Origin of the sequence: Methylogaea oryzae (assembly GCF_019669985.1) — a bacterium.
GTDB classification, from domain to species: domain Bacteria; phylum Pseudomonadota; class Gammaproteobacteria; order Methylococcales; family Methylococcaceae; genus Methylogaea; species Methylogaea oryzae.
Map to the genome: position 1 here is coordinate 1,794,841 of NZ_AP019782.1, position 25,532 is coordinate 1,820,372.

The window sequence follows — 25,532 nt, forward strand, 5'->3', positions numbered from 1 at the left end:
ATGCGTGCTCTAGCGCTGTTTTGGCTGGCGCTGTCGGCGGCGGCGGTGGTGGGCCGTTGGCTGCAACCGGCGGCGCCGGTCGCCGTTCCGCTCGCTGCGGCGTTGTCGGGGTCGGCCGTCGGATGGCTGCTGGCCCGCCGGGAGTTCCGCTTCGTTGCGGCCCCGCCGGAACCGTCGGCGGTGGTTCCGTGGGAGCAGACGGCGGCGGCCTTGCAGCAACTGCACCATGCCGCGGCCGAGGAGTCGGCCACGGTGGCCGACAAAATGGCGCGGATCGGGCGCATCGTTGCCGAGGCGCTGCAGTTGCTGATGGGCAGTTTCCAAGAGATTGAAACCGCCACCTCCCGCCAGCACGGCCATGCCATGAATTTGGCCCAAATCATCGCCGGAAAAAAGTCCCTGGCTTCGGCCGGCGGGGAAAATCCCAAGCCGTTTCCGGTGGAAATGTCGGAAATACTGGAATACTTCATCGACCTGATCGTCGAGATCAGCGAAAAGAGTATTAAGACGGTGCATAAAATCGACGATATGGCGGATGAAATGGAAAAGATAAACGCCTTCGTCGCCGATATTAAGTCGATCGCCGATCAAACCAATTTGCTGGCGTTAAATGCCGCCATAGAAGCGGCGCGCGCGGGCGAGGCGGGACGGGGCTTTTCCGTGGTGGCCGATGAAATCCGCAGCCTCTCTAATCGCTCCAATCAATTCAACGAACGCATCCGCGAACAGGTGAACATTACCCGCGCGATTACCAACGAAACGCGGGAGGTGGTGGGCGCCATCGCTGCCAAGGATATGAGCCTGGCGCTCAAAGCCAAGGCGCGGGTCGACGAGATGCTGGAGGAAATGGAGGCGCTCAATCAATACTCCAGCGATGTGTTGCGAGACATTTCCGACATCAGCGCGAGCGTCGCCGGCAATGTGTCCAACACCTTGGTTTCCTTGCAGTTCGAGGACATTGTCAGGCAATTGGGCGAGGAAGTCGGCGCCAGTGCCGAGCGTCTGGCGGCCTTGCACAAGTCCCTGGCGCAGCGCTGGCAGGGGGTGACGGACAGGCCGGCGGATTTGGATCGGCTGCACAGCGGGCTGGCGCAGGCGCGCGGCGATTGGGACGCCGCCTCCTTTCGGCAACGGCATCGGGTGGGCCAGGGCTCCATGAGTACCGGCGCCGTCGAGCTGTTTTGACGGAGTCGGGCGTGGTTTGGAGGAGGGTGCCGATGAGAGCGTTGTCGGCGGCGAAAGCTCCGGTGCCAAGCTTTGATTGCCGACTGCCCGGGGGAGTTAGGAAGAGGCCATCCAGCAAGGTGTGAGCGGAGCGCAATGCTTGCCTTTCACCCGCCCATCGTCGTGTTCAAGGCGCGGTGGCCGGTCTCGATGCGCCGCTGGCGGCGCGGGACAAGGCAGTGAGCACCAGGGAAACCGCCGGTTTCTTCGACGCCTCAAAAATGCGCGGCCCGAATCGGGCACTAAGCAAAACGGCGGGCAACAAAAAAGGCCTAGCGTTTTGCGCTAGGCCTTTTTCTTCCAATTTGGTACCGAGGGCCGGAATCGAACCGGCACGATGTCACCATCACCAAATTTTGAGTCTGGCGCGTCTACCAGTTCCGCCACCCCGGCTTTGGTCCGCCTAGTATAAAGCAAAATCGGCGCGAAAGGCTAGCCCGTCGTCGCGGGTTTTGTCGTTTTCGGGCAACCAATGTGTGGTTGCATGGCAACGGCGCCCCTTGGCGCCTCGGGAACGTGAAATAATTCCGCCGGGAGCCGCCTTTTCGCCTGCGTGCCTGGCGGCGGCCTTATGACACCGGAATCGCGCTCGCCGCCGGCGCGACTGTTCGCGCGGCGGCCCGCTGGGAATCGATGAAACATTTATACGAAACGGTGGCGGAGGAAATCGCCGCCCGCATGGAGCAGGGCGTGTATCGTCCGGGAGAACGGCTGCCCGGCGTGCGCCGTTTGAGCCAGCAGTTGAACGTGAGCGTTTCGACCGCCCTGGAGGCTTACCGCTTGCTGGAAGACCAGGGGCGCATTCAGGCGCGGGCGCGTTCGGGCTATTACGTGGGCAGCTTTCAACGGCAAGCCGTCACCGAGCCCGGCATGTCGGACCCGCCGGCGATTCCCTCCCGGGTGACCGGCCAGTCGCTGACGCGGCAGATTCTGCGCGCGGCCAAGGACCCTTATCAGGTCAATCTCGGCTCGTCCGTGCCGCTTCCGGAGTTTTTCCCGACGCGGGCATTGCAGCAAGCGGCCAACAGCGTAGTGCGTTTGCACGGCAAGCGCTGTTTCGATGCCGAGGAGCCGCTGGGCAACCCAGAACTGCGGCGACAGATCGCCAAGCGCATGGTGGCGCTACAGTGCGCCGCCGGGCCGGACGACATCGTCATCACCCACGGCGCGCGGGACGGGGTGCGCCTGGCGCTGAGAGCGGTGTGCCAGCCGGGCGACGTGGTCGCCATCGAGTCGCCCACCTTCTACGGCTTGCTGCAAGTGATCGAGTCCTGCGGCATGCAGGCATTGGAAATTCCCACCCATCCCCGCGACGGCATTTCCCTGGAGGCTTTGCAGTTGGCCATCGAGCAGTGGCCGATCAAGGCCTGCCTGCTGATCCCCAATTACAACAATCCGCTGGGCTCCTGCATGCCGGACGAACGCAAGCAGGCGCTGGCGGCCTTGCTGGAACAGCACGACATTCCCTTGGTGGAGGACGACGTATACGGCGACCTGGGCTTCGCCGCCAAGCGTCCGTCCGTGGCCAAGGCCTGGAGCCGGCAGGGCAATGCGCTGTATTGCTCGTCCTTTGCCAAGACCCTGGCGCCGGGCTTGCGCGTCGGTTGGCTGGTGCCGGGGCGTTACATGGCGCAGGTGGAAAATCTGAAATACATGCAGCATCAGGCCACGCCCACCCTGAATCAGCTCATCGTCGCCCAATTGCTGGAGCAGGGCGGTTACGACCGTTACCTGCGCCAGGTGCGGCAGGAATACGCCCGCAACGTCGCCCGCATGGTGAAGGCGGTGAGCCTGTTGTTTCCCGACGGCACCCGCATGACGCAGCCGGAAGGGGGATTCGCGTTGTGGGTGGAGTTGCCGCAAGGCGTCGACGCCATGGAACTGCACCGCCGCGCCAGCCTGGAAGGCATCATCGTCGCGCCCGGCCCGTTGTTTTCCGCCACGCAAAAGAAATACGGCAATTTCATTCGCCTTAGCTGCGCCGTGCCCTGGTCGGACCGTTTGGAAAAGGCGCTGAAAAAACTGGGGGAAATGGTCAGGGCGCTGATGCCGTAGCAGGCTGAGCCGGCGCGGCGCGCTTGTTCGCGCGTCCCGCCGGGACTGGGTTGGGGCGGTGTCAGGCTTCGACGATGTCCGCTTTGAGGCTAAGCACGAAGGCGATCACCTCGTCGCGCTCGGTCCGAGGCAGCTGAAACGCGTCCAGCGTGGCGTTGAGATGAGCGAAAAAGGCGGACCAATCCGCCTCGTCGATTTTCATGCCTTTGTGGGTGGTTTTCATGTCCCGCCCCGTGTAGTACATGGGGCCGCCGCTGCTGGCGCAGAGAAAATCGACCAGGAGCTGTTTTTCCCGGTTGATGCCGTCTTCGCCGCGGTGCGCCCAAAAGCGGCCCAGGCGCGCATCGCCTTGCAGGCGCGGCAGCAGGTTTTCGGCGACGGCGGATATGGCGTCGTAGCCGCCGAGACGATGGTATAGCGTGGTCATGGTGGTCTCCTTCGTTTGGAGGCCGAACGCCGGCGGCGTTCGGCCGGTTGATTACGCTCGCGGCTTATACGGCCGCCAGTATGTCCTTGCTGACCCATAGGAATCCCGCCGTGGAAACGGCGAAACTCGCGGCGGTATACATCCGCGCCCAGCGGTGTTCCCAGAAGTCCGGCTTGAAGGCGGCGATGGTGAACACCGTGGGATTGGTGAAGCCGCCGATCACCACCAGCCAGCAGGCGGTGACGGACAGGGGAATCTTGATGCCGTATAAGCCCAGGCACAGAAGCGCCATGAGGATGTAGTCCACGTGGGCCCGGATCATCGTTTTGTAGTCTTTCAGGAAACCGCCGTCGACGCCTTGGATGGGGAACCAGCGCGCGAAGGTCATTAGCCAAGCGGCTGCCAGCGCGGCGACGATCATGACGACGGCGCCTTTCAACAAGATTTCCATGGGTGCTCCGTTTTGGTTTGTTATTGGTTTGCGAACGGTGATGGCTATACCGACCGGTAAGTCCGTTTGTAATGTTACTGACCGGTCGGTATAGTTGCAAGCCGACACAGCGTGAAAGGGTGAGTCCTTATGGCCAGCAACCTGAAAGAGCGGATTCTCGACGCCGCTACCGGGCTTTTTTACAGCCAGGGTATCAAGGCCACCGGTGTCGACGCCGTCGTCAAGGCGGCGGGCACCACCAAGATGAGCCTTTACAAATACTTTCCGTCCAAGGACGACCTGGTGATCGCCTTTCTGCGCAAGCGCGACGAGGACTTCACCCGCTGGTTCGTCGAGCAGCTGGAAGCGCGCGCCGGCGATCCCCGCGACAGGCTGTTGGCGGTGTTCGACCTGATCGGCGAATGGATGGACGCCCCCGAATTCCGCGGCTGCGCCTTCATCAACGCCTCGGCGGAATTTCCGCTGGAAAACAATCCGGTGCACCGGGTTTCCACGGAGTTCTACGACAAATTCCGCGCCTATATGGCCGGGCTGGCGGGCTTGTGCGGCGCGGAAGATCCCCACGGTCTGGCGCTGCAGCTGGGACTGCTGGTGGAAGGCGCCATCGTGTCGGAGCAGATGAAGCGCGGCTCCGGCGCGGCGGCGGCGGCCAAGCGAGCGGCGGCGGTTTTGATCGACGCCGCTTTGCCTCGATAGTCACAATTCACTTCAAACGGAGCGGCAATGAGCGACTTTTTTCACGACGGCAGCCGTCGATTTCAGGACCGATTCGAAACCCGCCAGCTGGCCGAGCGCACCGTGGAGCTCATCGTCAGCGACGTCATCAGCGAGGCGGACCAGCGGTTCATCGAGCAGCAGAACATGTTTTTCCTCGCCACGGTCGATCCGCAGGGGCGGCCGAATTGCTCCTACAAAGGCGGCAGCGCCGGCTTGGTGCGGGTGCTGGACGAAACGACCATCGCGTTTCCGCTCTACGACGGCAACGGCATGTACCTTTCCGCCGGCAACGTGCTGGCCAATCCCCACGTCAGCCTGCTGTTCATGGACTTCCAGCGCCAAGCGCGCCTGCGCTTGAACGGCGAGGCGTCGATCCAAGACGACGATGCGTTGCGGGAGCTGTGGCCGGAGGCGGAGCTGGTGGTGCGGGTCAAGCTGCGGGAAATGTTCCCCAACTGCCCGCGCTACATCCACAAAATGGCCCTGGTGGAGGAGTCCCCCTTCGTGCCGAAACAGGGCTGCGACACGCCGCCGCCGGCCTGGAAAAGCCTGGAGGCCGTGGCCGACGTGTTGCCGCCGAAGGACGCGCATCTGGCGGGCCGCGACCAGGATGCCGCGGCGGCGCTCAATCGCGACTGAGCCTTCGGCCGGCTTTAGGCCGCCGCGCGCTGGGACGCCGAGCGTTCGGCGATGGTCGCGGCCAGGTATTCGGTGTCTTCCGCGATGCCCAGGAAGCGCCCCGACCCCCAGGTGTTGAGCCAGGGCAGGCCGACGAAATACAGCCCTGGCGCGTCGGTGACGCCGCGCCGGAATTGCGGGTGGCCGCGGCCGTCGAAGACGGGCAGTTCGATCCAGCGGTAGTCCGGGCGGAAACCGATGGCCCAAACGATGGCGGTGATGCCGGCCTCGTCGGCGTCCACGCTCAGCGGCTCGGATTCCGGTTCCCAGACCTTGCGGAACGGCGCTTCCTCCGGCGCGCCGATGCGGTTGGCCGCGATGTACTTGTCGATGTCGGCGCGTATCCGCGCGTAAACCTCGTCGGCCTCGTCCAGGTTTTTGCGCAGGTCCGGCTTGAATTCCAACCGCGCGCCCTGGATGCCGGCCATGCTGCCGTAAAGCTTCACGCCTTCCAGGGCGAAGCGGCGCAGGTCGATTTCGTGGCCGCCGTTGCGTCCGGTCAGGTAATGGTTGGTCTTGTGCCGCGCCTCGTCGCCCAGCGGGTGCCGGTCGACGGTGAGGTCGTAAAAGCCCAGGTCGTACAGCCATTCGGTGGTTTCGCGGCCGCGGTACAGGCGCGGCGAGCGGGGCGCGCTGCCCACCGCCAGATGCACTTTGCGGCCGGCCAGGTGCAGGTCTTCCATGATCTGCACGCCGGATTGGCCGGAGCCCACCACCAGCACTTCGCCGGGCGGCAGTTGGCCGGGATTGCGGTAATGCATCGAATGCACCTGGGCGATGCGTTGCGGCAGGCTGTGGGCGTAATCGGGCACGATGGGTATGTCGTAGCCGCCGGTGGCCACCACCACATGGTCGGCGGTGTAGTCGCCGTCGCTGGTGCGGATTTCCAGCCGGTCCTGTTTGCCGCGCCGCACGCGGGTAACGGCCACGCCCTGCTTGATGGGCGCGTCGACCTTGCGGGCGAAGGCTTCGATGTATTCGACGATTTCGTCCTTGAGCATGAAGCCTTTGGGGTCGTCGCCCTGATAGGGGAAATCCGGCAGCCGGCACTGCCAGTTGGGCGTCACCAGGCAAAAGCTGTCCCAGCGGTCGGCGCGCCAGGAGTGGCCGATGCGGTTTTTCTCGAAAACGATGTGCCGGATGTCCCGCTTTTGCAGTTGGTAGCTCATCGACAGGCCGGCCTGGCCGCCGCCGACGATGATGACCGGGTAGTGTTCGCTGGGATGTGGTTGGTTCATGTCGTTGCCTCGTGCGTCTTTGTCGTTGTTGCGGCGTTGTGCCGGGGGCGGTGCCGGGCGGTCAGGGTTCGAACCCTTCCACCCACACCGTGGGGTTGTCGTACGCGGCGAATTTGCCGGCGGCGGCGCGGATGGCCGCCAGTTCGTCCATGGCGCCGCTGCAATAGAAGCCGTGTTTTTGCTTCACCCGTTCGCTGGCCAAGCGCAGGGCGGCTTCGCTTTTGGCCAGGAAGTCGTCCAAGCCGTAAGCCGTGCCGGGGCTGAAGTAATCCTTGACGACGGTGGACGGCGAGTAACAGCGGCTACGGGAGCCGTCCGGCCAGCGGACGATGAAATGCAGTTGCGGCATGGATCACCTCCTAAGGGATGTCGGGGTTAAGTGAGTGGGGCCGCAGCCGAGCAGCGGCGCGGCGTTGATATCCCAAAGCAGCGCTTCGCTGCCGCGGTCGCTCAAGCGCAGGCGGCCGCTGCCGTCGGTGCGGCCCACGGCGGCGCAAGCGATGCCCCGCCGGGCGAAGCGCGCGGCGACGGCCTCGGCGTGCCGCTGGTCCACGCTGAGGACGAAGCCGTAACTGGGGAAGCAGCGCAGCCAGCGTTCCAGGGGAATTTCCGGCGGGCGCGGCACGGCGTTCACGTCGATGACGCCGCCCAGGCCGGAGCACTCCAGCAGCATCAGCGCCGTGCCGGCCAAGCCGGCCATGCTGATGTCCTTGGCGGCGGCGCACAGGCCGTCCTCCGCCAGCGACGGCAACAGCTCCAGATCGCTCCGCAAGCGCTCGGGCGGGGCGCCGGTGCTGGCGTCCCACCATAAATAGGGTTCGCGGAAACGGCCGCGCAAATCGATGGCCGCCAGCAGCGTTTGTCCGGGTTCGGCGGCGAAACTGCTCAACAGCCGCCGGGCCCGGCCCAGGATGGACACCGCCAATTGCGGGCGGTCGCCGCGCAGATTGCTGTGGCCGCCGACCAGCGGCACGCCGTAAACCTGAGACGCGGCGGCGAGCCCGTCCAGCACCGGCTCGGCTTGGCGCGCGCCGTCGCTCCAGACGGCGTCCACCACGGCCGTCGGCCGGCCGCCCATGGCGTAGATGTCGCTGACGTTGACCATCACGCCGCAATAGCCGGCGAACCATGGCTGGGCGGCGACGAAGTCGTTGAGGAAGCCTTCGGTCGCCAACAGCAGATAGCCGTCGCCGTCGGGGATGGCGGCGCAGTCGTCGCCCAGGGGCACGGCCCGCTGCGCCGCCGGGGCCAGGCTCGCCATCACCCCGGCGATATCGCGTTTGTGCGCCAAGCCCACGCTGTCGCGGACGGCATCGGTCAAGCGCGTCAGGCCGCTCATGCCGCCAGCCTTCCGGTTGCGACCAGGCCGGCCGCGCCGTCGGCGCAGGGCGGATACCAGTCCAAGTCCGCTTGCATCAGATGATGGGGCCGGCCGTGCAGGGTGATTTCCTCTAGGGAGCACCAGTGCAAGCGCCGGAACAGCGGCACGTTGCGGCTTTGCACCTGGGCCAGGAAGGTGCGGCAGCCGCGGGCATGCGCGCTGCATACCGCCAGCCGGATCAGCGCCGCGCCCAGGTTGCCCTGCCTGCGGTAGTCCAAGTCCACCGCCAGGCGCGAGCCCCACCATACGCCGGGCTCGGCTTGATGGATGCGCACAGTGCCGACCACCCGGTCGGGTATTCCACCCAGGCAGGCGACGGCGACGATGGGGGTGGCGACGGCATCGACGCCGTCCCGGTCGTCGCCCTGGAAAACCCCTTGTTCCTCGCAGAACACGGCTTGCCGCAAAGCCCACATTTGCCGGAGCTCCCAGTCCTGGGTCGCCCATTTGACGCGGTACTCGCTGGGGAAAAATCGTCCCATGGGTTCGTTCAGCATGTCACACCTCGTAGCCGGCCAGGGCCGAGCAAGCGCCGCACTTGGCGCAGCCCGCCGTCGTGTCGGCCGAGCGCAAGCCCGCCCGCTTCAGCATCGCCCCCAGGCGCGGCAGGATCGCTTGCATGAACTGCGGCTCCGGGGGCGGGTGGCGTTTCAGCGGTGTGCCGGCGATGGGCACGAACGGCGCCACGAAGGGATACACGCCTTGGTCTATCAATCGCTCGCAGACGGTCAGGATCGCCTCGGCGCTGTCTCCCAGGCCGGCCAGGATGTAGGTGCTGACTTCGCCGCGGCCGAACACCGCCACCGCCGCGTCGAAGGCGTCCATGTAGCGTGCCAGGGGGATGCCGGCCTTGCCCGGCATGATGCGGGCGCGCACGTCCGGGGTGACGGCTTCCAGGTGCATTCCCAGGCTGTCGATGCCGGCGGCTTTCATGCGCGCGAACCAGGCGGCGTCGTCCGGCGGCTCGCATTGGCCCTGGATCGGCAGGTCCACGGCGGCTTTCACCGCCGCGGCGCTTTCGCACAGGATGGCCGCGCCCCGGTCGGCGAGATTGGGCGTGCCGGTGGTCATCACCATGTGTTTGACGCCGTCCAGCGTCACGGCGGCGCGGGCCACCTCGGCCAGTTGTTGCGGCGTTTTGCGCAGGATGGTTTTGCCGGCGGCCAGGGATTGGCCGATGGCGCAGAACTGGCAGGTGGTCTTGCGGTTGCCGTAGCGGATGCAGGATTGCAGCACGGTGGTCGCCAGCACGTCGGCGCCGTGCAAGGTGGCGATATGGGAGTAGGGCACGCCGTCGGCGGTGGCTAAATCGTAGAAACGCGGCTGGCGCGGAAAGGTGATGTGGGCGACGGCGACGCCGTCGCGGCGGATCACGGCGGAGCCTTGCGCGTCGGGCGGGCCGGCGACGAAGGGCGATGCGGCGGCTGGCGCGGTGGCGACGGGAATCATCACGGTGCGGTCGGCCAGCGTCACGGCCTTGTGATCCGAAGGGCCGGCGCCGCCGCGCCGGCCCTGCACGCCGGCCGGCTCGCCTTCCAGGCGCAAGCCCAGCGATTGCAGTTCGGCGACGAGCCCCGCCGTGGGGAATTCAGCGGGCATCGGTCGGTTCATGGCGTTCGCCCTCGGGGATCGGTTGGGAAAACAGCGCCGCCGCATCGGCGCCGGGCGGATCGCTGAACAGGGGGGCGGCGGCCTGCCGGTTGATTCTCAAGCTCAGCAATTCCGGCCGGGCGTAGTGGCCGACCGAGTCCATCATGCGCTTGCGCTTGGTGATCAAGCTCATGTCCAGGTCGGCGACGACGATGCCTTCGCCCGCCCGCAACGGCTCCGCCAAGTGCTGGCCTTCCGGCGAGACGATCGCCGTGCAGCAGCCGCCCCGCAGGGATTTTTGCAGGGCGGGATCGGTGCTGACCGAGGCGATTTGCTCTTCGCTCAGCCAGCCGGTGGCGTTGACCACGAAGCAGCCCGATTCCAGGGCGTGGTGGCGAATGGTGACTTCCATCTGTTCGGCGAAGATCGGCCCGACCAGCGAACCGGGAAACTGGCTGCAGTGAATTTCTTCGTGCTGCGCCATCAAGGCGTAGCGGGCCAAGGGGTTGTAGTGTTCCCAGCAAGCCAGGGCGCCGATGCGGCCGATGCCGGTGTCGACCACTTTCAGGCCGGCGGCGTCGCCTTGGCCCCAGATCATGCGTTCGTGGTAAGTGGGGGTGATTTTGCGGCGCTTCAGGGCCAGTCGGCCGGTTTCGTCGAAAATCAGCTGGGTGTTGTAGAGGCTGCCGTGGTCGCGCTCGTTGACCCCCAATACCACTACTACGCCGTGGGCCTTGGCTTGCGCGGCCACCGCGTCCACGGCGGGGCCCGGCACCGTCGGGGCTCGCTCGTACAGTTTCAGGTGTTCGCGGCCAGCCGCCACCGGCGGCAATACGAAGGAAAAATAGGGGTAGTAGGGCACGAAGGTTTCCGGAAACACCGCGAGTTGCGCACCGCGCGCCGCCGCGTCGGCGATGGCCTGGCAAACCTTGGCGACGGTGCCGTCGGAAGGGCCGAACTCCGGCGATATCTGTACCGCGGCGGCCCTGACGATTCTTTTCGATGTCACAGTCTGTTCTCCTCTCGCTCGCCGCCGGGGAGCCGGCGGCTGGGGGATGGGGCTTACAAGGTCCAGGTGTCCAAAACGAAGGCGTTTTCGCGGCGGTGGATCAACATGAGATCCAGCACGTCGAGGGGGCTGACGGGCCGGATGCCTTCCAGCAGGCTGGGTTCGCCGTGGCCGTAGAGGGCTTGCAACGCGAAGCGGCAGGCGTATACCTTGCCGCCCTCGGCGATGAACTTGGCGATCTGGTTGGCGTAGTTTTGGTGGCCGGGAAAGGCTTCGTCGCCCAGGCGCGGAAAGCCGCGTTGCAGCCCCAGGGTGACGCCCGGCCCATACAGCAGGATCGAGGTTTCGAAACCCTTGCGCTGCAGGCGGGTCGCCTGCAACAGGTTGACGAAGCCGATGGAGCCTTCGAAGGCCACGGTGTGGAATTTCACCAGGGCTTTTTCACCCGGCTGGGCTTTGACGTCTTCGAAGACTTTTTCCTCGTAATCGACAAAAAAATCGCCTTTGGCGTGAGCCGGTTTTTCAACGTTGGGCATGGAGAGCACCTCGCAAATCGTTCGAAAAAACCCCGCGCCGCAATGGGCGGCACGGGGAACGTCGTGACTGCCAATCGGGGGAGTGATTGACGGGAACTACTTTAAGAGCGAGACGCGGACGCCGACAGATTCAGGTATCTAGGCTTTTTAGCGGTACAGATGCCGCTCGAGCGCATCTGTTATGCCGGAAAAACCGGGCAACTGTTATGGTGAATGGACGCGAAGGGAGGGGCGGCCGGCTGGGGCGTGGACGGGGAGATAGGGAGGGCGGTGCGGGCCGGCACAGGCGGCCGGGGATGGCCGCCGCCGGTTGGCCCGTTACAGAACGCCGCTTTCGATTTCGCGCAAATAGCGGAAGTCCGGGGCCTTGACGCCGGCCTTGCGGCGGATTTCCGCCAGTTCAGGAGACTCGAAGAAGCGCCGGGCGTCCTCCAGCGAAGACCATGCGGAAAAATGGATGATGTTGTCGGCGTCGTGCTCGTGCCGCAGCAATTGGTAACTGATTTCGCCGGCGCTTTTTCGGATGCCGGCCGCTTGGTCGAAAATGCTTTTCCATGCCGGATAGTCCGCGACTTCGTGCATGATTAAAACGTATTGCATAGCGATTCCTTGGTCGAGGGGGCTTAATAGGGCGAGCCGTCCTTGTGGGAAAAGCGCCATTTCCCGTCGACGAAGTCGGCTTGCATGTCGTCGTCGGGATAGACGACCGAATCCCCGGCGCTGCGATCGCCCACCTCCAGGTACTGCACGTCTTCATCGGTACGATTGAGCAAGCGGTGGGCGTCGCCCGTGCCCGCCTTGAATCCGGCGCACATGCCGGGCGCAAGCTGCGTCTCTCCCGCATCGGTGATCAGCACGGGATGGCCGCGCAGGATGTAGACGAATTCGTCTTGTGTGGAGTGGGCGTGGCGCAGCGCGGAAACGGCGTCGGGCGACAACGTCGTCAGGTTCACGCCGAAATTGGCCAGCCCGAACAAATCGCCGAGGGGGCGTTTTTCCCGGCCCGCCATGAGGGACGCGAAGGGCGCGGGATAAATCGACGGTTTGGTGCGCGGGGCCGCTTGTTCCGCCACCACGGCGATGGGAGGACGATCTTGATTGTTCATGGCGCTCCTTGGCGGGTGGCTTTCACGGCGTTTTCGCGGCGTCGGCCGGCTTGGCCAACGGGGTGAACTCGATCGGCACCCAGCTGTAACGGTCTTTGCCGTCCGCACGGACGTGGCCGATTCCGGGAAACGGCAGGTGCATGCCGGCCACCAGGGATTTGCTCGCCGCCATCGCTTTCATGATGCGGAGCCGGGTGGCGATAGCTTGTTTCTGGTCGATGTCGAATTCGACGGAAACTCCTGGTTTGGCGAACTGCACGGCGTGGGCGTGCACCAGGTCGCCCCAAATCAGCAGCTTTTGGCCGTCGGATTCGACCGCATAGGCGGTGTGGCCCGGCGTATGGCCGTCGGCTTTGACCGACGTCACGCCCGGCACCAGTTCGCTACCGGGCGTGAACGTGGTCCACTGCCCGCTGGCCACATAAGGCGCGGCGTTGTCGCGCGCCATTTTGAAAAATGGCTGGACTTCGGCCGGCGCGTTGTCGGCGACCTGTTGCGACAGCCAGAAGTCGCTGTCCGCTTGGGAAACGAAAATTTTGGCGTTGCCGAATAGCGGTCGGCCGTCGGCGTCGTTCAGCCCGCCCACGTGGTCGGCGTGCAGATGGGTGATGACCACGGTGTCCACTTGGGCGGGTTCATAACCGGCGGCCTTCATGTTTTGCAACACAAAGCCCAGCGAAGGGCCGAACAGCTTGGCGGCGCCGGTATCGACCAGCACCAGGTGATTGCCGGTATTGATCAAATAGGCGTTTACCGCCGTTTGCATTTTGGGGTTGCCGACGAACATGCGCGACAGCAGGCGTTGCAGATCGGCGGCTGCGGCGTCCTTTAGTACCTTGCTGTCCAATTCGATGGCGCCATCGAAAAGCGCCGTGATTTCAAACCGGCCGAGTTGGGCGCGGTAATAGCCGGGCACCTGGGTTTGCGCTTGCGGGGCGTCCGCTTGGGCGAGGGGGGCGAGTGCGAGCAAGGCGACGGCCAAGATGCGCCGGAGAAAGTGGGTCATGTTTAGTCCCTTAAGTTACAGAGGTTTAGTTCGGAGGCATTGTAAAACGGCGAGCGCTCAATCAGGCCGGGCTCGGGCGACCGTTTGCAGTTTCGCGTCGATTTGCCGCGCCAAGTTTTCAACGCCTTTGCCGCTGAAGTTCTGTTGCTGGCCTTTGACCTCCACCACGAACTCTTCCACGAGGCGGCCGGTCTGCACGTCGACGACGCGGGCGGTGAAGTGGACGAACAGGAAACTGGGCTTGCTGACCCGCCCCACGATCACGAACCGGCTGCCCAGGGATTTGCCCAGCAGCGCCGCTTCGTCGGGGTGATCCCACAAATACCCGAAGCCGTGGCTGGCGGCCCTTTGGACATCGGCGTCCACGGCAACGATACGGTAGCCGTTTTTGCCGGACAGGCTGCTTTCCAGCAAAGGCTTGAGCGAAGCGGTTCTTCGTACCTCTTCGGCAACGCCGGGGTTGGAGGTGATGTCGTGTAGCTCGAAATCCAACACGGCGATGGGCGTGTCGGCCCCGGCGGAGAGGGAAACGAGCAAGAGCAGGGCGAGGACCGGTCCGAGCGGGTTTTTCAGGAGGGGCATGGCGACTTTCCTTCTTCACGTTAGCGATTTGGCGACGACCGGATGCCGCCGCTCGATGCGGGCGAGCCGGGGCGCGTTCGGTCCAACCCATCGCGCTGCAAACCCCGGTATCGCCTTGGCGGCTGCGGGCGGGCGGCGTCCTGTGTCACAATGAAACGGATTGAATCACAAAAAATGACGCCGCGTCAAAAACTATCCTTAACGTCAAAATGGCCGAAGCAATCACCCGCAAGCAACGCGAACTCAAAGTCAGGCACGAGTTGATCCTGGACGTGGCGGCCCGGCTTATCGCCGAACACGGTTTCGCCAATCTGGGCATGGATCGCATCGCCGAAGCGATGGAATACTCCAAGGGCACCATCTACCAGCACTTTCAGTGCAAGGAGGAGGTGCTGATGCAACTGTGCATGCGGGGCCTGCGTATTTGGGGGGAGTTTTTCGACCGCGCGTTGGCGTTCCGCGGCAACAGCCGCGAGCGGCTGCAGGCTTTTCACCTGGGGCACGATTATTACGCCCGGCTCTATCCGGTGGAGTACGAGGCCAGCTACACGGTGAAATCCGCCGGGGTGCGCGACAAAATCTCCGCGGACAACCACGCCGCCCACAACGCGCTGCTGAAAGAGGTGCTGGACCGGGTGGTCGTGGTGGTGGACGAAGCCATCGCCGCCGGCGATTTGAGCCTGCCCCGGGACATGCGTCCGCAGGATCTGGTTTACGGCTTCTGGGCTGTGCACTACGGCGAGTTGATGATGGAAAACTACAACTTCGGCTATGGCGCCATGGGCATCGGCAATCGAGAAAGCACCGTGCGGACGGTATTGCGCGCCCTGTTGGACGGCTTGGGGTGGCGACCGCTGTCGTCGCAACACGATTTCGCCGCCGTGGCGGAACGCATCGGCCGCGAGGTGTTCCCGCAAGAAGTGGCGCGGCTGGCCGGACGGGAAGGGGAGCAGGCGTCATGACCGATTCGTTCATCATTCCCGACTGGCCGGCGCCGGCCAATGTGCGGGCCGCGGTTACCACCCGCTCGGGCGGTGTCAGCGTCGGTCCCTACGCCGCTTTCAATCTCGCCGCCCACGTGAACGACGATCCCGCCCATGTGGCGGAGAACCGCCGCCGGTTGCGGGAGCGCCTGGATCTGCCGGCCGAGCCGGCTTGGTTGGAGCAGGTGCACGGCGATGCCGCCGTCGATGCCGGCCGTTCCGAAAGCCGCCGCGCCGACGCCAGTTTCACCGACGAAGCCGGGACGGTTTGTGCCGTCCTGACCGCCGATTGCCTGCCGGTGCTGTTCTGCGATGTGGCCGGCACCCGGGTGGCGGCCGCCCATGCCGGCTGGAAAGGGTTGGCGGCGGGCGTGTTGCGCCGAACGGCGCAAGCGCTCTCCGCTCCCGTCGCGTCGAGGGAGCCCGCCGGCTTTCCCGCAAACACCCGCGAAATCATCGCCTGGCTGGGGCCGGCCATCGGTCCCGGCGCTTTCGAAGTGGGCGGCGAAGTGCGCGAAGCGTTCCTGGCCCGTTTGTCCGGGGCCGACGCGGCCTTTTCTCCGAAAGGGCAGGGAAAATGGCTGGCCGATTTATACGCCCTGGCGCGGCTGGATTTGGCGGCAGCGGGTGTCACCCGCGTCTACGGCGGCGGCTTGTGCACTTACAGCGACGGCGAACGGTTTTATTCCTACCGCCGTGAGCCGGTCACAGGGCGCATGGCCAGCTTAATCTGGTTGGCCTCGCCTCGGTAGGGCGCGCCGGACGCGGTCGACGGCAAAAGCGGCCGGGGAGCTATCCCGGTCGATTAGGCGCCTGGCAGGCGATGCTTCATCAGCGATTTCGCCCCTTGCGACAGGACGTAAACCAGCATGATGTTTCCGGAAAGCACCATGGGAAGTATGGGCTCCAGCATCCTGGCATACCCAAGGAAAAGCGCGCCAAAAACAAAGGTGGGCACTACGCCAAGGAGCAGCTGAATAGCCCAGGGGTAGCGCAACGCCATAATCGCGATACCGAGAAAGCCGGACCAAACATTCCAGCGATTTTTGTCCAGCAACGGGATAAAGCCGTCAAACAATTCGATTCGCGAGACCTTGGTTAAATGCACGTCCCGGTCGTTGACCTGGTTCAGTATTCTGTTGACGACGATACGCGGATATTCTTTGGCGTGTTCCCTAAGCCATAAAGCCGATACTTGATTGGCGAATCTCGATGCTTCCAAGTCGCTTTTAAAGCGATGGGACGCCATCGCTTGAATCTCGTTGACGTCCATTTTCTCCTCCGGCCCTGCCCCTGGTATTGCAACTTTGCCCAATTCCCAGATAAACGAATAGGGGCCTTGCGTGGACAGCGGCAAGAAATCGCCGTAGATCCGGTAGTTTCTCGTGATCCAAGGCGACCAAGCCAGAACAATGGCCAGAATATAGGCCGACAGGCATTTGGAAAAGCTGGATGGCGACGACTTCCAGGCTTTAACCAACGGCAGTATCGAAAGCAGAAATAGGAATGGCACGAAGTTGGGGCGGGCCAGTATGGCCGCGACCGATAGCGCGCCGAGAGCGAAATAGGCCTGACAAACCGCGGGCGCCCGCTGCGCCCAGAGAGAGACGCCCAGCACCAGGTATAGGAATCCTTCCGCCAGTGATTCCGTTCCGGCCTTGTAGCTCCAGAAGACCGACGATTTGGCGACGGCAACGATTAGGAGGAACGAAAAAGCCAGCGGCTTGGACGCGCTGGCGATGTAGATCTCCCGAGCCAGAAACCCCGCCGAGCCGAAAACAAACAGGCCTTGCGCGTAGCGCAGCGCGTCGAGGTTGGCATCCCCGAAAAGAAAGAAAACCAAGCCGTGGAAAAGCGGGATGGTGGGGGGTTTATAGCTGCGCCAGAAGCTATCGAACGAAAAGTCGAAGCTCCTTGCTACCCCCGAGCCCAATTTGACATAGTCTTCCAAATCGGAAAACGGCGGTTCGTCGATCTGATGCCAATAATAAATTCGCAAGCCCCAGAACAGTAACAGCAGCGCCGCCATGGAAAGCCAACCCGCCACCGTTCGGCAACGGTCGTTATTGCTTATCTGCGCACTATGCATAAATAGCATTCTCGATAACCTGGGTGGCGTGAGCGCCGGCTAAATGGAGGCTTGTGACTTTTTGACTGTCCGGCTTCCATGTCGCAACGTTTTCTAGCGGAATTTCGTCCAAACAGCCGTATTGGCCGTAAAGCAAGCCGATATTCTTGGTCCAGTCGACCAAGGCGTCGGTTTCGGCCCAGCCTTCCCGCGTCAGCAATACCAGTTTCTTGTCGTGGCAGCAGGCTTCGCTGATAATTCCATAACCGGGCTTTGAAATGACAATATCGGAGCTGGCGACGATGTCTATAAAATCGAAGGGTACTGCACCGATTTTAATGCCGTGAGGTAAATCCCAGGCGTCGGGCGTAAATAAGACAAAATTGCGGTTGTGCGGGGGCGAGGCTGGCGCGGCGGGAACGTCCCGGCCGAAGGCATAGACGACCCAGGCGGCCGTTTCATCTATACCGAGCACCTGGGCGATTTGCGCACGGCGGTTTTGGCCCACGGCGGAAATCGGACCGATGGGCTGAACCCTCGGGTGCCATTCGGGCAGGATTCCTGGCGTTATCGCAACGTATGAGGAGGCCCTTTTATAAGCATTTCTCGCCAAGCCGATGTGCTCCGCATCGTAAGCGGAGCCGTCGGCGTGATAGGAGAAAATATCGGCCCAATTCAACGAACTGGCTACCACCGACGGAATCTCCAGCGCATTCGCTGCCGCGATTGCAACAAAGCCGGTATTCGAAATTAACGCATTCGCTTGCAGGGACGCCAGCCTTTCGATTTCCGCATCGACGTGCGCATCGAAGTTATCCATCAAGTCGTGAAACGCCTGCTTGGTTTTCCGCCAATCGATCTCGAAACCGTCGCGTAAAAAAATCGTGGCGTCCGTTTCCAGGGGGCGGTGGTCGAAGTCGAAATTCAGCCGTTCACCGAGCTTGCTCCGAGGCAGCTCGGATCGAACAACCATTTCAAGCCGAGGATTGTTGCGAACCAGCGCATTAAGCCAAGGGGCCGACTGGCCTAGGTGTCCGTATCCGTGAGCGGATAAATCGACTACAAGCCTAAAAGGAGCGTCAGGCATCGATTTTGTGCCACTGAAATGCGTACCAAGCGCCAGGAAGGCTGGCTAATGCGTAAAAAATACCCAGCATGACCGAAGAGGTGAGCGCAACTTGGGGGTTGACCCCCACCATGCCGAGGACGGAGATCGCCGCGACCTCTCTTACCCCCCAGCCTCCCAACGATACAGGAAGCATTTGCGCCAAAATAATCGCGGGAAAAATGGTTAATCCGAGCCAAAAACTGATTTCCGAACCGAGGCCCATCATGACGGACCATAACGCAACGGCCGAGAGCAAATGAACGGCCAGGGAAATGGACAGGACCGAAAAAATCTTTAGCGGGCTGCAAATGAGGTGTTTCATGCCGGAGGCAATGTACGCAATCGGTCGTATCCACCGGCGATGGTGAGCCTTTCTTTCAAAGAACGGCGCCATGTAGGCGAGCACGAGCGGCGAGACCAACATTAGAAAGGTCAGCGACGCGGCGATAATTTGGGTTTCCGTGTTTTGGAATTCCTTAATGTCGTTTACAAAGGCCAGGGGGACAAGGAAAAACAGCGCAATTAAAGCGAAACCTCTATCGATAACCGTGCTGACCGCGCCCAACGTAAGGCGAACGCCGCATCGCTTAATCATGACCACGCGAATGGCGTCTCCTCCGATGGATGCCGGCAAAAATTGCCCCATAAAAACGGAAAGATAGGTGATTTTCACCAGCGTCGATAGGGCGGTTTTCAAATCGTACGCGGATAAAATAATACGCCAGCGTTCTCCCATGATGGCCGGCTGAATCAATGTTGCGACAATTCCAACAATCAACCACATAGGCTCTTTCGGCGTAAATTGATGCGCCTGCAGATCAAACTTGGTGAATAGCCAAAATAGCAGCGTTATTGAAATAGCCAGCTTTATCAGGAAAGCGATTTTTTTCTTGATTCCTGTGGCGCGGTCTCCCTTGGTCATGTTTGATCTCATATCTTAGCGGTTATATTAAGAGTGGCGAGCCGCGCCAGGAAATCGATTGCAGTTATTAGTGCGTCAATTCGTGGTAGAAAGCCTTCAAGAATCTTATTCCGGTAGGTATGCTGCGCGCCTGCGTTTCCCCAAAAATTCTATTGCCTTCGATGGTCGGGAATTCTGCAATCTTCAGCCCAGACTTGAACGCTCTCATCGTCATCTGGTACTCGATCGTATAGTCGCTCGCATCCAGCTTAAGAGTTTCCGTGGCGCTCTTGGTTATCGCTCTATAACCATTAATAGAGTCGGTGATAAAGGGGCCCTTCTTCCGGAAGGCAATGTTTGCCATGAGGTTGAACGCGTTATTGGCCCATTTTCTCCATCTGAAGATTTGGTCGTCTTCTTCGTTTCTTGCGCCTTTCATCATTCTGGAGGCGATGACGATATCGGCGCCTTCCGAAAGATACTTCCTGAACTTTGGCAGGTCTTCCGGATCTTCATTTCCGTCGGGGGAGAAAAAGATATAGGCATCCGCTTTGATTTGCTCGAATGCGAGATGGAACGCTTCACCCCGTCCCCGTTTACTCTGTCCGATAACTTTTACGCCACGCTGGGTGAAGTATTCGACAGTGCCGTCGGTCGAGCCGCCGTCGACTACGACAATTTCGTCGAAGCCGGCGTTGGGTGTCGAGGGGGCCGGTATGCGAGGGAACATTACCTCGACACACTCTTTCTCGTTTTTAGTTAGAATGCACAGTGCTATTCGCATTTTCTGAATACCAAGTAATAGTTTTAGATATGCCATCCAAGAACGGAGTCTTGGCTTGGAACCCGATTTTTTCGAAGGCTTTTTTCGTGTCGCACATCCGCCTGGGTTGTCCGGTAAGGCCATCGGGGTTGAATTTCGGGGCTATCGAACGTCCCCTGATTTTCGATACCGTTTCTCCAATGAGTTCGGCGACGCGCGATATTTGTATTTCCTCGGCGGTTCCTATATTGATAGGATCGGCTTCCGGATAAAGCGCGGTTGTTTCGATCAATCCCCTGGCGAAGTCGTCCACATAAAGGAATGACCGGGAGTGCGATCCGTCGCCCCAAACATCAAAGTAATCGGATTCCGTTGTCATGGCCCTATGAATAAGGGCCGGAATCACATGGGATTTCTCCGGGTCAAAGTTGTCCCTGGGACCATAGGCGTTATACGGACGCGCTATGGCAATGGACATGCCGTATTCCTTCGCGTATGCCTGTCCGACAAATTCCTCCATGCGCTTGGCCCATCCATAACCCGCATTGGTCGGTTCCGGCTGATCCAGAACGCCCTCTTCTTCGGGGGTCGGTATGGAGCAATGCCGCGGATAAACGCAAGCGGAGCTGGTGACCAGGAACCGTTCGACGGCCGATTGCTGCGCCAAGCGAATGACGCCTAAAAAAGGCGTCATATTGTCGTGAAATATCGATGCGGGATGTTTGAAATTGAATTCCAGGCCACCGACGGACGCCGCCATGTACATGACGATAGGGCAGGTCTTCAGAACCTTGGCGACGAAGTCCAGATCATTCAGGTTCCCGCAATGGATCTCGCATTCCCCATTCCGAATCGGCGTTTCGAGATATTTGGGCTGAGGGACACGCGTAATTACGACCGGCTTGGCCCCGATAGCGAGCAACTGCTCGACCACGTGGCTGCCGATAAAACCGCTTCCCCCCAGGACGAGCACTCGTTTGGAGGCGAAGTAATCCCGCGTCTTTTCGTGAAAGTCCCGGGCGGTGACCGCGGTTCGGTAACTCATTTTGGCACCATGCGATCGGCCACGCCTTCGAGCGCCAAGTCCGCCTGTACCATCAGGCGCACCAGTTCGTCAAAGGAGGTTCTCGGAACCCAATTCAGTTTTTCTCTCGCCTTTGCCGCATCGCCAATGAGCAGGTCCACTTCGGTCGGGCGGAGATATCTGGGGTCGAATTCAACATGGTCTTCCCAATTGAGTCCGACGCATTCAAAGGCCTTGATCAAAAAGTCGCGTACGCTCCAGGTTTGGCCGGTAGCGATGACATAATCGTCTGGTTCGGGCTGTTGCAGCATCAACCACATGGCCTCCACGTAATCCTTGGCGAAGCCCCAGTCGCGTTTCGCATCCAGATTGCCCAAATAAATTTTCTTTTCCTTTCCGGCAACGATGCGGCTTAGTCCGCGCGTGATCTTTCTGGTCACAAAGGTCTCGCCGCGCAGCGGGCTCTCGTGGTTGAACAAGATTCCGTTGGACGCGTGCATGCCATAAGCTTCGCGATAGTTGACCACCTGCCAATACGCGTAAACCTTGGCGCAGGCATACGGGCTGCGCGGGTAAAACGGCGTTTTCTCCGTCTGCGGGACTTCTCTAACGTCGCCGAACATCTCGGAACTAGAGGCCTGGTAATACTTGGTTTTGGACGCGCCGAAAACGTTTCTTATCGCCTCGAGCATGCGGAGCGATCCCAATCCCACGACGTCGGCGGTATAAACCGGTTCGTCGAAGGAAACTCTCACGTGGCTCTGCGCGCCAAGGTTGTAAACCTCGTCCGGCTGCGCCAGCTCGACGATTCTTTCCAAGCGGCTGGAGTCGCTCAGCTCACCGTAGTGGAGGTGTAACCTGACGTCGCTTTCATGCAAGTCTTTGTACAGATGGAGGATGCGGCCGGTATTGAAAGACGAGGAACGGCGGATGATACCGTGTACCTCGTAGCCTTTTTCCAGCAAAAGTTCCGCTAGGTAGGCGCCGTCTTGCCCGGTAATACCGGTAATAAGAGCTCTTTTCATTTTGCAAAACACTCCCGAACTGAATTAACAATATAATCGACTTCAGACTGAGTCATACCCGGGTGCGTTCCCCAGTATAACCCACAGTCCATCACGGCATCGGCGCCGCGTAGATCCCCGGACACCAAGTAGTCATAGTGCTGGAACGCCGGCTGTCTAGTCATGTTGCCGCATATAATCGGCCGAGTTTCTATGCCGGAGTTTTCGAGATGCTTTTGTAATTTGTCCCTAATGGCGCGCGAGGAACAAATTACCGGATACCCGAACGGGGCCGCCGAAATTTTCGCATCGTATCGAATCAAGGATAATATGCCTTCATCCGCGAGCGGCTTCAGGCCGGCGGATATCGCGGCGGAAATATCCCTGCGATGCGCATTGAAGCCTTCCAGTTTGGGCAGCTGCTTCAAGCCAATGGCCGCGTTGATATCCGTAGGACGGACGTTAAAGCCCGTTGTGATAAACATAAATCTGGGGTCGACTTCGGGATAAAGTTGAGTGAACTTGTCCGTATCGGTCCGGTGTCTGGTCCAACCGTGGCTGCGCAACGACCTCAAGAGATTGGCCATGTCATCGTCGTCCGTCACCACCATTCCGCCTTCGACGGACGTGATGTGGTGCGAGAAATAAAAGCTGTAGGTGCCGATGTCGCCGAAAGTGCCTACATGCTTATTGTCCGATTTCACGCCGAGGGATTCGCACGTATCTTCGATCAACCACAGTCCGTGCTCGTTCGCGATCTGCGCATACGCGCTGCCGTCGAGACCATTTCCCAGGATATGTACCGCGCATATCCCTACGGTTTTTTCGTTGATGGCTGCTTTGACGGTTTCCGGCGTCACTTGCAAGGTCGTGGGATCGCAATCCACGAAGCGGGGGATGGCGCCTGCCTGAATGATCGGCCAAACAGACGTGGACCACGTTACGGCCGGAACGATGACTTCGTCGCCCGGCATTAGTTTGCGCTTTTTCCCTTTGATGGGGCATAGCGGATTGGCTATGGCGAAAAACGCTAGAAGATTGGCGGACGAACCCGAGTTTACAAAAACAGCATTTTTGCTTCCAACGTATTTCGCAAACTCCGCTTCGAACTCAAAGCATTTTGAGCCCATCGTGAGGAAGCCGGAGTCGAGAACGTCGATTACCGCTTTATACTCTTCCTCGCTGAGAGTGGACTTGTTTAAAGGTATTTTCATTGGGTGCTCACGTGGTGACGATTGGGTTGCCGGATTGTTAGCCTTGTGGAGAGTAGTATACCAGCTCGCTTAGTTTGAGTCGCCAGCGATCTCGATCGACTCGATGCGCGAGTAATCTAGCCCGAACAGCTTTTGGGTGCTGGAGCGGTTGATGCAAATGTTGACGATTTTTCCGATGTAAGGGGTTAGGTCCTTTTCCGAAAATGCGTAAACCCCTCCCACACGGTTAATTTGCGTACCGGAAACGATGGAGGTTAACTGCGCCGACTTCAGGTCGTCTTTCCACCACATGATGGCCGGCACGTTTTCCTGCAGCCGCTTGCGGTCAGCAACCCATAACCGGTGAGTAAAATCGGTACTTCCAGCGTTGGAGGAAAAAATCACGCCTTGCGATCGTTTCCCCAGTTGCGTCACGGCTAGTTCACCGCTGGCGCATTTGTAAGAAGCATCGAAGGGCGTAGGCCTTTTGATGCAAACAGGGGCGGCCATGATGACGACCAACAGCGCAATCATGGCCTGTTCGAACGTCTTGGATGTTTGATAGGGGGCTTTCCTTTCGTAATCCGTATTCGCAACGACATCGAAAGTGCTGGAGAAAAACAGCCGTTTGATTTGGGCGAATGAGGGCGCTTCAACGAATCGAAGATAGATTGTCAATAACCACCAGCAGCCGATCGTTATTTGCGCGAAATCCGCCGTAGCGCTGGCAGCGAATACCCGGGATCCGGCGTCTTCCATCAAAAGAGGGGCAGTCAACACGACGCCAAGCGACATCAATCCAATTAGGCTGAATAGGGCGCGTCTCCTGTAAAGGACGATCGGCCACAGTCCTGTCCACCAGAGAATGCTTGCGAATGACTGAAATGCACCGTATCGGTAATATCCCACGGTGCCGTTTTCAAGGAAAATCGAAATATTGTGTATTAGTCCCTCGAAAAGCTTTTCCGGACGAGTAACGATATTTTCGAACGCCATTTTGTAAGCTGTCGACGACGCTTGCGCGTCGGATTGGAATGTCAGCCCTGGGTGGTCCAGGAAGAATTGATTCCAGTTTTTTCCGCCTACCGATAATCCGTATAGCGTTAATGAAAAATTCCCGTAGGAGTTCCCGGGAGTTGCTCCGGAGGCCTTTAACAGTATGACTTGGGTGATATTGCCTGCGACAAGCGCCAAAAATAGGAGCGCAAAATGATGCCATCGCAGCTCGAAGCGGCGCCTTAGCATCAGCCACGACCAGCAGAATAGCAAAGGCAAACAGAACATCGCTCCGGCGCGGGCGCTTAAAGCAATGGAAATGGTGCCGAGGCCTAGTAGTATGAGGGCGAATGGCGCGTCGCTAATGGGCTTTTGCGCTAGCGAAGCCGGCCCTTGGTTGTTCGCGTCGAGCATTTTCGCGCTGGACAATAAAAATGCCATGCCGAGCGCTCCGAACATCAGCCCCGCGTTCTCGGTCGTCGTGGTCGCGAACACTTCCGAGGCCGCGTAGTTGAGCAGAAACCCGGTGAACAAAATAGCGGATCCCAGCCCAAGGTGGCGGTATAAGTGCTTTGCCGCCAAATAGAGGCATAGGGTTACGGTCAGCCCTTGCAGGATGAGGGTGCCGGCCAGGTTTTCGGTAATGCTGGAGAAGCCCGCTAGTAGGTAAGGATAAATTACCCGCCGGTCGCACCAGTCGTAATCAAATCTTCCTTTCTCAATCAGCGAATTTGCGCATTCGTAATAGCCTAGCCCATCGCTTACCACATATCGCCCGCCCAGCGAGAAGGAGTTTGTCGTAATGTCGTTAAACCACTGGTGAAATATGTAAGCGCAGACGGCGCTGGTTAAAATTGCGGCGATGGCGATTTCGGTGGATCTCGGCGCCGAATTGCGAAGGAAATTCGTTAGCCTGTTCCTGGTTTCCGCTATTTTTTTTAACAGGCCGGAGTGGCTGGCGAAAAAAGAAAACGCGATAAATATCCCGAAAATGATGGCGTTGCCGGCAGGCGAAAGCCTCGGCGGTATTTTGATTTTGTAAAGCTTGCCGTTAACCACGGGGGATGAGCAGTCGCTCGTGGAAAAATACAATTCGTTTTGCCAGTGCGAATAAGCGCCGCGGCCTTTGGTTTGGATGTCGGCATAGGCCGTATTGTTTGGGCCTAGCTGAATTTTGTTTTCGTATAGCCGTAACTTTGAAAAAACCCCTTTGGTTGAGTCGCCTTCGAATGTCCAGAATAGCGAGTCGTTGTGGGGCGGGATGTCTACGGTATAAGCGCAGCCTTCGTGTCGCTTGATCTGGTCGGTTGGAAGCGGGATATTGATTTGGGCGGGCTTGGACAACAACAGCACCGACACGAGCAAGATCGACAAAAGACCGCTGAAATTTTTGGGGAGAAGAAGCAATGGCACTATCCCGTTGTTTATTTCTTTTATCGATCGCAAATTTATTGCCATTCCGTTTTCTCTAAAATCTTGGCCGATTCTGCCA

27 protein-coding genes and 1 tRNA gene are annotated in these 25,532 nt (G+C 60.3%); 6 read left to right on the top strand and 22 right to left on the bottom strand.

Features of this window, described 5'->3' with window-relative positions:
• The gene (locus tag K5607_RS08115; protein ID WP_221048763.1) at window positions 1-1,185 is read left to right on the top strand and encodes a methyl-accepting chemotaxis protein; all 1,185 of its coding nucleotides are present in this window, start codon (window positions 1-3) and stop codon (window positions 1,183-1,185) included.
• Between the two features lie 345 nt (window positions 1,186-1,530).
• On the opposite strand, the gene K5607_RS08120 is transcribed toward K5607_RS08115, so the two are convergent.
• Window positions 1,531-1,617, bottom strand: a tRNA-Leu gene (locus K5607_RS08120).
• 240 nt (window positions 1,618-1,857) lie between these two features.
• Between K5607_RS08120 and K5607_RS08125 the strand changes: the two genes are divergently transcribed.
• Complete coding sequence (locus K5607_RS08125; RefSeq protein WP_221048764.1) at window positions 1,858-3,279, top strand: aminotransferase-like domain-containing protein; 1,422 nt, start codon at window positions 1,858-1,860, stop codon at window positions 3,277-3,279.
• Between the two features lie 61 nt (window positions 3,280-3,340).
• Here the strand turns inward: K5607_RS08125 and K5607_RS08130 are convergent, their stop codons facing one another.
• Entirely contained in the window at window positions 3,341-3,706 is a 366-nt protein-coding gene (locus K5607_RS08130; protein WP_054774041.1) for a group I truncated hemoglobin, read from the bottom strand.
• A 64-nt stretch (window positions 3,707-3,770) separates the two neighbouring features.
• Window positions 3,771-4,157: a hypothetical protein gene (locus K5607_RS08135; protein WP_221048765.1), complete on the bottom strand. Its 387-nt coding sequence runs from the start codon at window positions 4,155-4,157 to the stop codon at window positions 3,771-3,773.
• 129 nt (window positions 4,158-4,286) lie between these two features.
• On the opposite strand from K5607_RS08135, the gene K5607_RS08140 reads away from it, so the two are divergent.
• Complete coding sequence (locus K5607_RS08140; protein WP_221048766.1) at window positions 4,287-4,853, top strand: TetR/AcrR family transcriptional regulator; 567 nt, start codon at window positions 4,287-4,289, stop codon at window positions 4,851-4,853.
• A gap of 27 nt (window positions 4,854-4,880) precedes the next feature.
• A complete protein-coding gene (locus K5607_RS08145) occupies window positions 4,881-5,513 on the top strand; it encodes a pyridoxamine 5'-phosphate oxidase family protein (RefSeq protein ID WP_221048767.1) in 633 nt (210 codons plus the stop codon).
• Window positions 5,514-5,527: 14 nt separating this feature from the next.
• Here K5607_RS08145 and K5607_RS08150 read toward each other — a convergent pair whose 3' ends face one another.
• The 11 genes from K5607_RS08150 to K5607_RS08200 form a co-directional block, all read right to left on the bottom strand.
• Window positions 5,528-6,790, bottom strand: coding sequence for an MSMEG_0569 family flavin-dependent oxidoreductase (locus tag K5607_RS08150; RefSeq protein WP_221048768.1), 1,263 nt, complete (start codon window positions 6,788-6,790; stop codon window positions 5,528-5,530).
• Between the two features lie 61 nt (window positions 6,791-6,851).
• The gene (locus K5607_RS08155; protein WP_221048769.1) at window positions 6,852-7,139 is read right to left on the bottom strand and encodes an MSMEG_0570 family nitrogen starvation response protein; all 288 of its coding nucleotides are present in this window, start codon (window positions 7,137-7,139) and stop codon (window positions 6,852-6,854) included.
• Between the two features lie 3 nt (window positions 7,140-7,142).
• The gene (locus K5607_RS08160) at window positions 7,143-8,129 is read right to left on the bottom strand and encodes a sll0787 family AIR synthase-like protein (protein WP_221048770.1); all 987 of its coding nucleotides are present in this window, start codon (window positions 8,127-8,129) and stop codon (window positions 7,143-7,145) included.
• Entirely contained in the window at window positions 8,126-8,668 is a 543-nt protein-coding gene (locus K5607_RS08165) for an MSMEG_0567/Sll0786 family nitrogen starvation N-acetyltransferase (RefSeq protein ID WP_054775119.1), read from the bottom strand. Before K5607_RS08165 ends, K5607_RS08160 begins: the two co-directional genes overlap by 4 nt.
• Before the next feature lies 1 nt (window position 8,669).
• Window positions 8,670-9,782: an MSMEG_0568 family radical SAM protein gene (locus K5607_RS08170; RefSeq protein WP_221048771.1), complete on the bottom strand. Its 1,113-nt coding sequence runs from the start codon at window positions 9,780-9,782 to the stop codon at window positions 8,670-8,672.
• On the bottom strand, window positions 9,760-10,770 hold the full coding sequence (locus K5607_RS08175; protein ID WP_221048772.1) for a Nit6803 family nitrilase: 1,011 nt from the start codon (window positions 10,768-10,770) through the stop codon (window positions 9,760-9,762). Before K5607_RS08175 ends, K5607_RS08170 begins: the two co-directional genes overlap by 23 nt.
• A 53-nt stretch (window positions 10,771-10,823) precedes the next feature.
• Window positions 10,824-11,306, bottom strand: coding sequence for an MSMEG_0572/Sll0783 family nitrogen starvation response protein (locus tag K5607_RS08180; RefSeq protein WP_054774816.1), 483 nt, complete (start codon window positions 11,304-11,306; stop codon window positions 10,824-10,826).
• A gap of 318 nt (window positions 11,307-11,624) precedes the next feature.
• Window positions 11,625-11,906, bottom strand: coding sequence for an antibiotic biosynthesis monooxygenase (locus tag K5607_RS08185; RefSeq protein WP_054774399.1), 282 nt, complete (start codon window positions 11,904-11,906; stop codon window positions 11,625-11,627).
• A 23-nt stretch (window positions 11,907-11,929) separates the two neighbouring features.
• Window positions 11,930-12,412, bottom strand: coding sequence for a cupin domain-containing protein (locus tag K5607_RS08190; protein ID WP_054774400.1), 483 nt, complete (start codon window positions 12,410-12,412; stop codon window positions 11,930-11,932).
• 22 nt (window positions 12,413-12,434) lie between these two features.
• Complete coding sequence (locus K5607_RS08195) at window positions 12,435-13,418, bottom strand: MBL fold metallo-hydrolase (protein ID WP_221048773.1); 984 nt, start codon at window positions 13,416-13,418, stop codon at window positions 12,435-12,437.
• 57 nt (window positions 13,419-13,475) lie between these two features.
• The gene (locus tag K5607_RS08200) at window positions 13,476-14,000 is read right to left on the bottom strand and encodes a DUF2380 domain-containing protein (RefSeq protein WP_054774401.1); all 525 of its coding nucleotides are present in this window, start codon (window positions 13,998-14,000) and stop codon (window positions 13,476-13,478) included.
• Between the two features lie 209 nt (window positions 14,001-14,209).
• Between K5607_RS08200 and K5607_RS08205 the strand changes: the two genes are divergently transcribed.
• Window positions 14,210-14,962, top strand: a complete 753-nt coding sequence (locus K5607_RS08205) for a TetR/AcrR family transcriptional regulator (protein WP_221048774.1) — start codon at window positions 14,210-14,212, stop codon at window positions 14,960-14,962.
• The gene (pgeF, locus tag K5607_RS08210; RefSeq protein WP_221048775.1) at window positions 14,959-15,735 is read left to right on the top strand and encodes a peptidoglycan editing factor PgeF; all 777 of its coding nucleotides are present in this window, start codon (window positions 14,959-14,961) and stop codon (window positions 15,733-15,735) included. Before K5607_RS08205 ends, pgeF begins: the two co-directional genes overlap by 4 nt.
• 53 nt (window positions 15,736-15,788) lie before the next feature.
• On the opposite strand, the gene K5607_RS08215 is transcribed toward pgeF, so the two are convergent.
• From K5607_RS08215 to K5607_RS08250, 8 genes are all read right to left on the bottom strand, one after another.
• A complete protein-coding gene (locus K5607_RS08215; protein ID WP_054772586.1) occupies window positions 15,789-17,012 on the bottom strand; it encodes a hypothetical protein in 1,224 nt (407 codons plus the stop codon).
• Window positions 17,013-17,064: 52 nt separating this feature from the next.
• Entirely contained in the window at window positions 17,065-18,138 is a 1,074-nt protein-coding gene (locus K5607_RS08220) for a hypothetical protein (protein ID WP_221048776.1), read from the bottom strand.
• On the bottom strand, window positions 18,131-19,081 hold the full coding sequence (locus K5607_RS08225; RefSeq protein WP_054772584.1) for a lysylphosphatidylglycerol synthase transmembrane domain-containing protein: 951 nt from the start codon (window positions 19,079-19,081) through the stop codon (window positions 18,131-18,133). Before K5607_RS08225 ends, K5607_RS08220 begins: the two co-directional genes overlap by 8 nt.
• Before the next feature lie 67 nt (window positions 19,082-19,148).
• A complete protein-coding gene (locus tag K5607_RS08230) occupies window positions 19,149-19,844 on the bottom strand; it encodes a glycosyltransferase family 2 protein (protein ID WP_221048777.1) in 696 nt (231 codons plus the stop codon).
• On the bottom strand, window positions 19,816-20,868 hold the full coding sequence (locus K5607_RS08235) for an NAD-dependent epimerase/dehydratase family protein (RefSeq protein WP_054772582.1): 1,053 nt from the start codon (window positions 20,866-20,868) through the stop codon (window positions 19,816-19,818). Before K5607_RS08235 ends, K5607_RS08230 begins: the two co-directional genes overlap by 29 nt.
• On the bottom strand, window positions 20,865-21,872 hold the full coding sequence (gene gmd / locus K5607_RS08240) for a GDP-mannose 4,6-dehydratase (protein ID WP_054772581.1): 1,008 nt from the start codon (window positions 21,870-21,872) through the stop codon (window positions 20,865-20,867). Before gmd ends, K5607_RS08235 begins: the two co-directional genes overlap by 4 nt.
• Window positions 21,869-23,065 (bottom strand): DegT/DnrJ/EryC1/StrS family aminotransferase, encoded by a 1,197-nt coding sequence (locus K5607_RS08245; protein ID WP_054772580.1) that lies wholly within the window; start codon window positions 23,063-23,065, stop codon window positions 21,869-21,871. The genes gmd and K5607_RS08245 overlap by 4 nt, the downstream gene beginning before the upstream one ends.
• Window positions 23,066-23,134: 69 nt before the next feature.
• The gene (locus tag K5607_RS08250) at window positions 23,135-25,498 is read right to left on the bottom strand and encodes a hypothetical protein (protein ID WP_221048778.1); all 2,364 of its coding nucleotides are present in this window, start codon (window positions 25,496-25,498) and stop codon (window positions 23,135-23,137) included.
• Window positions 25,499-25,532 lie beyond the last annotated feature (34 nt).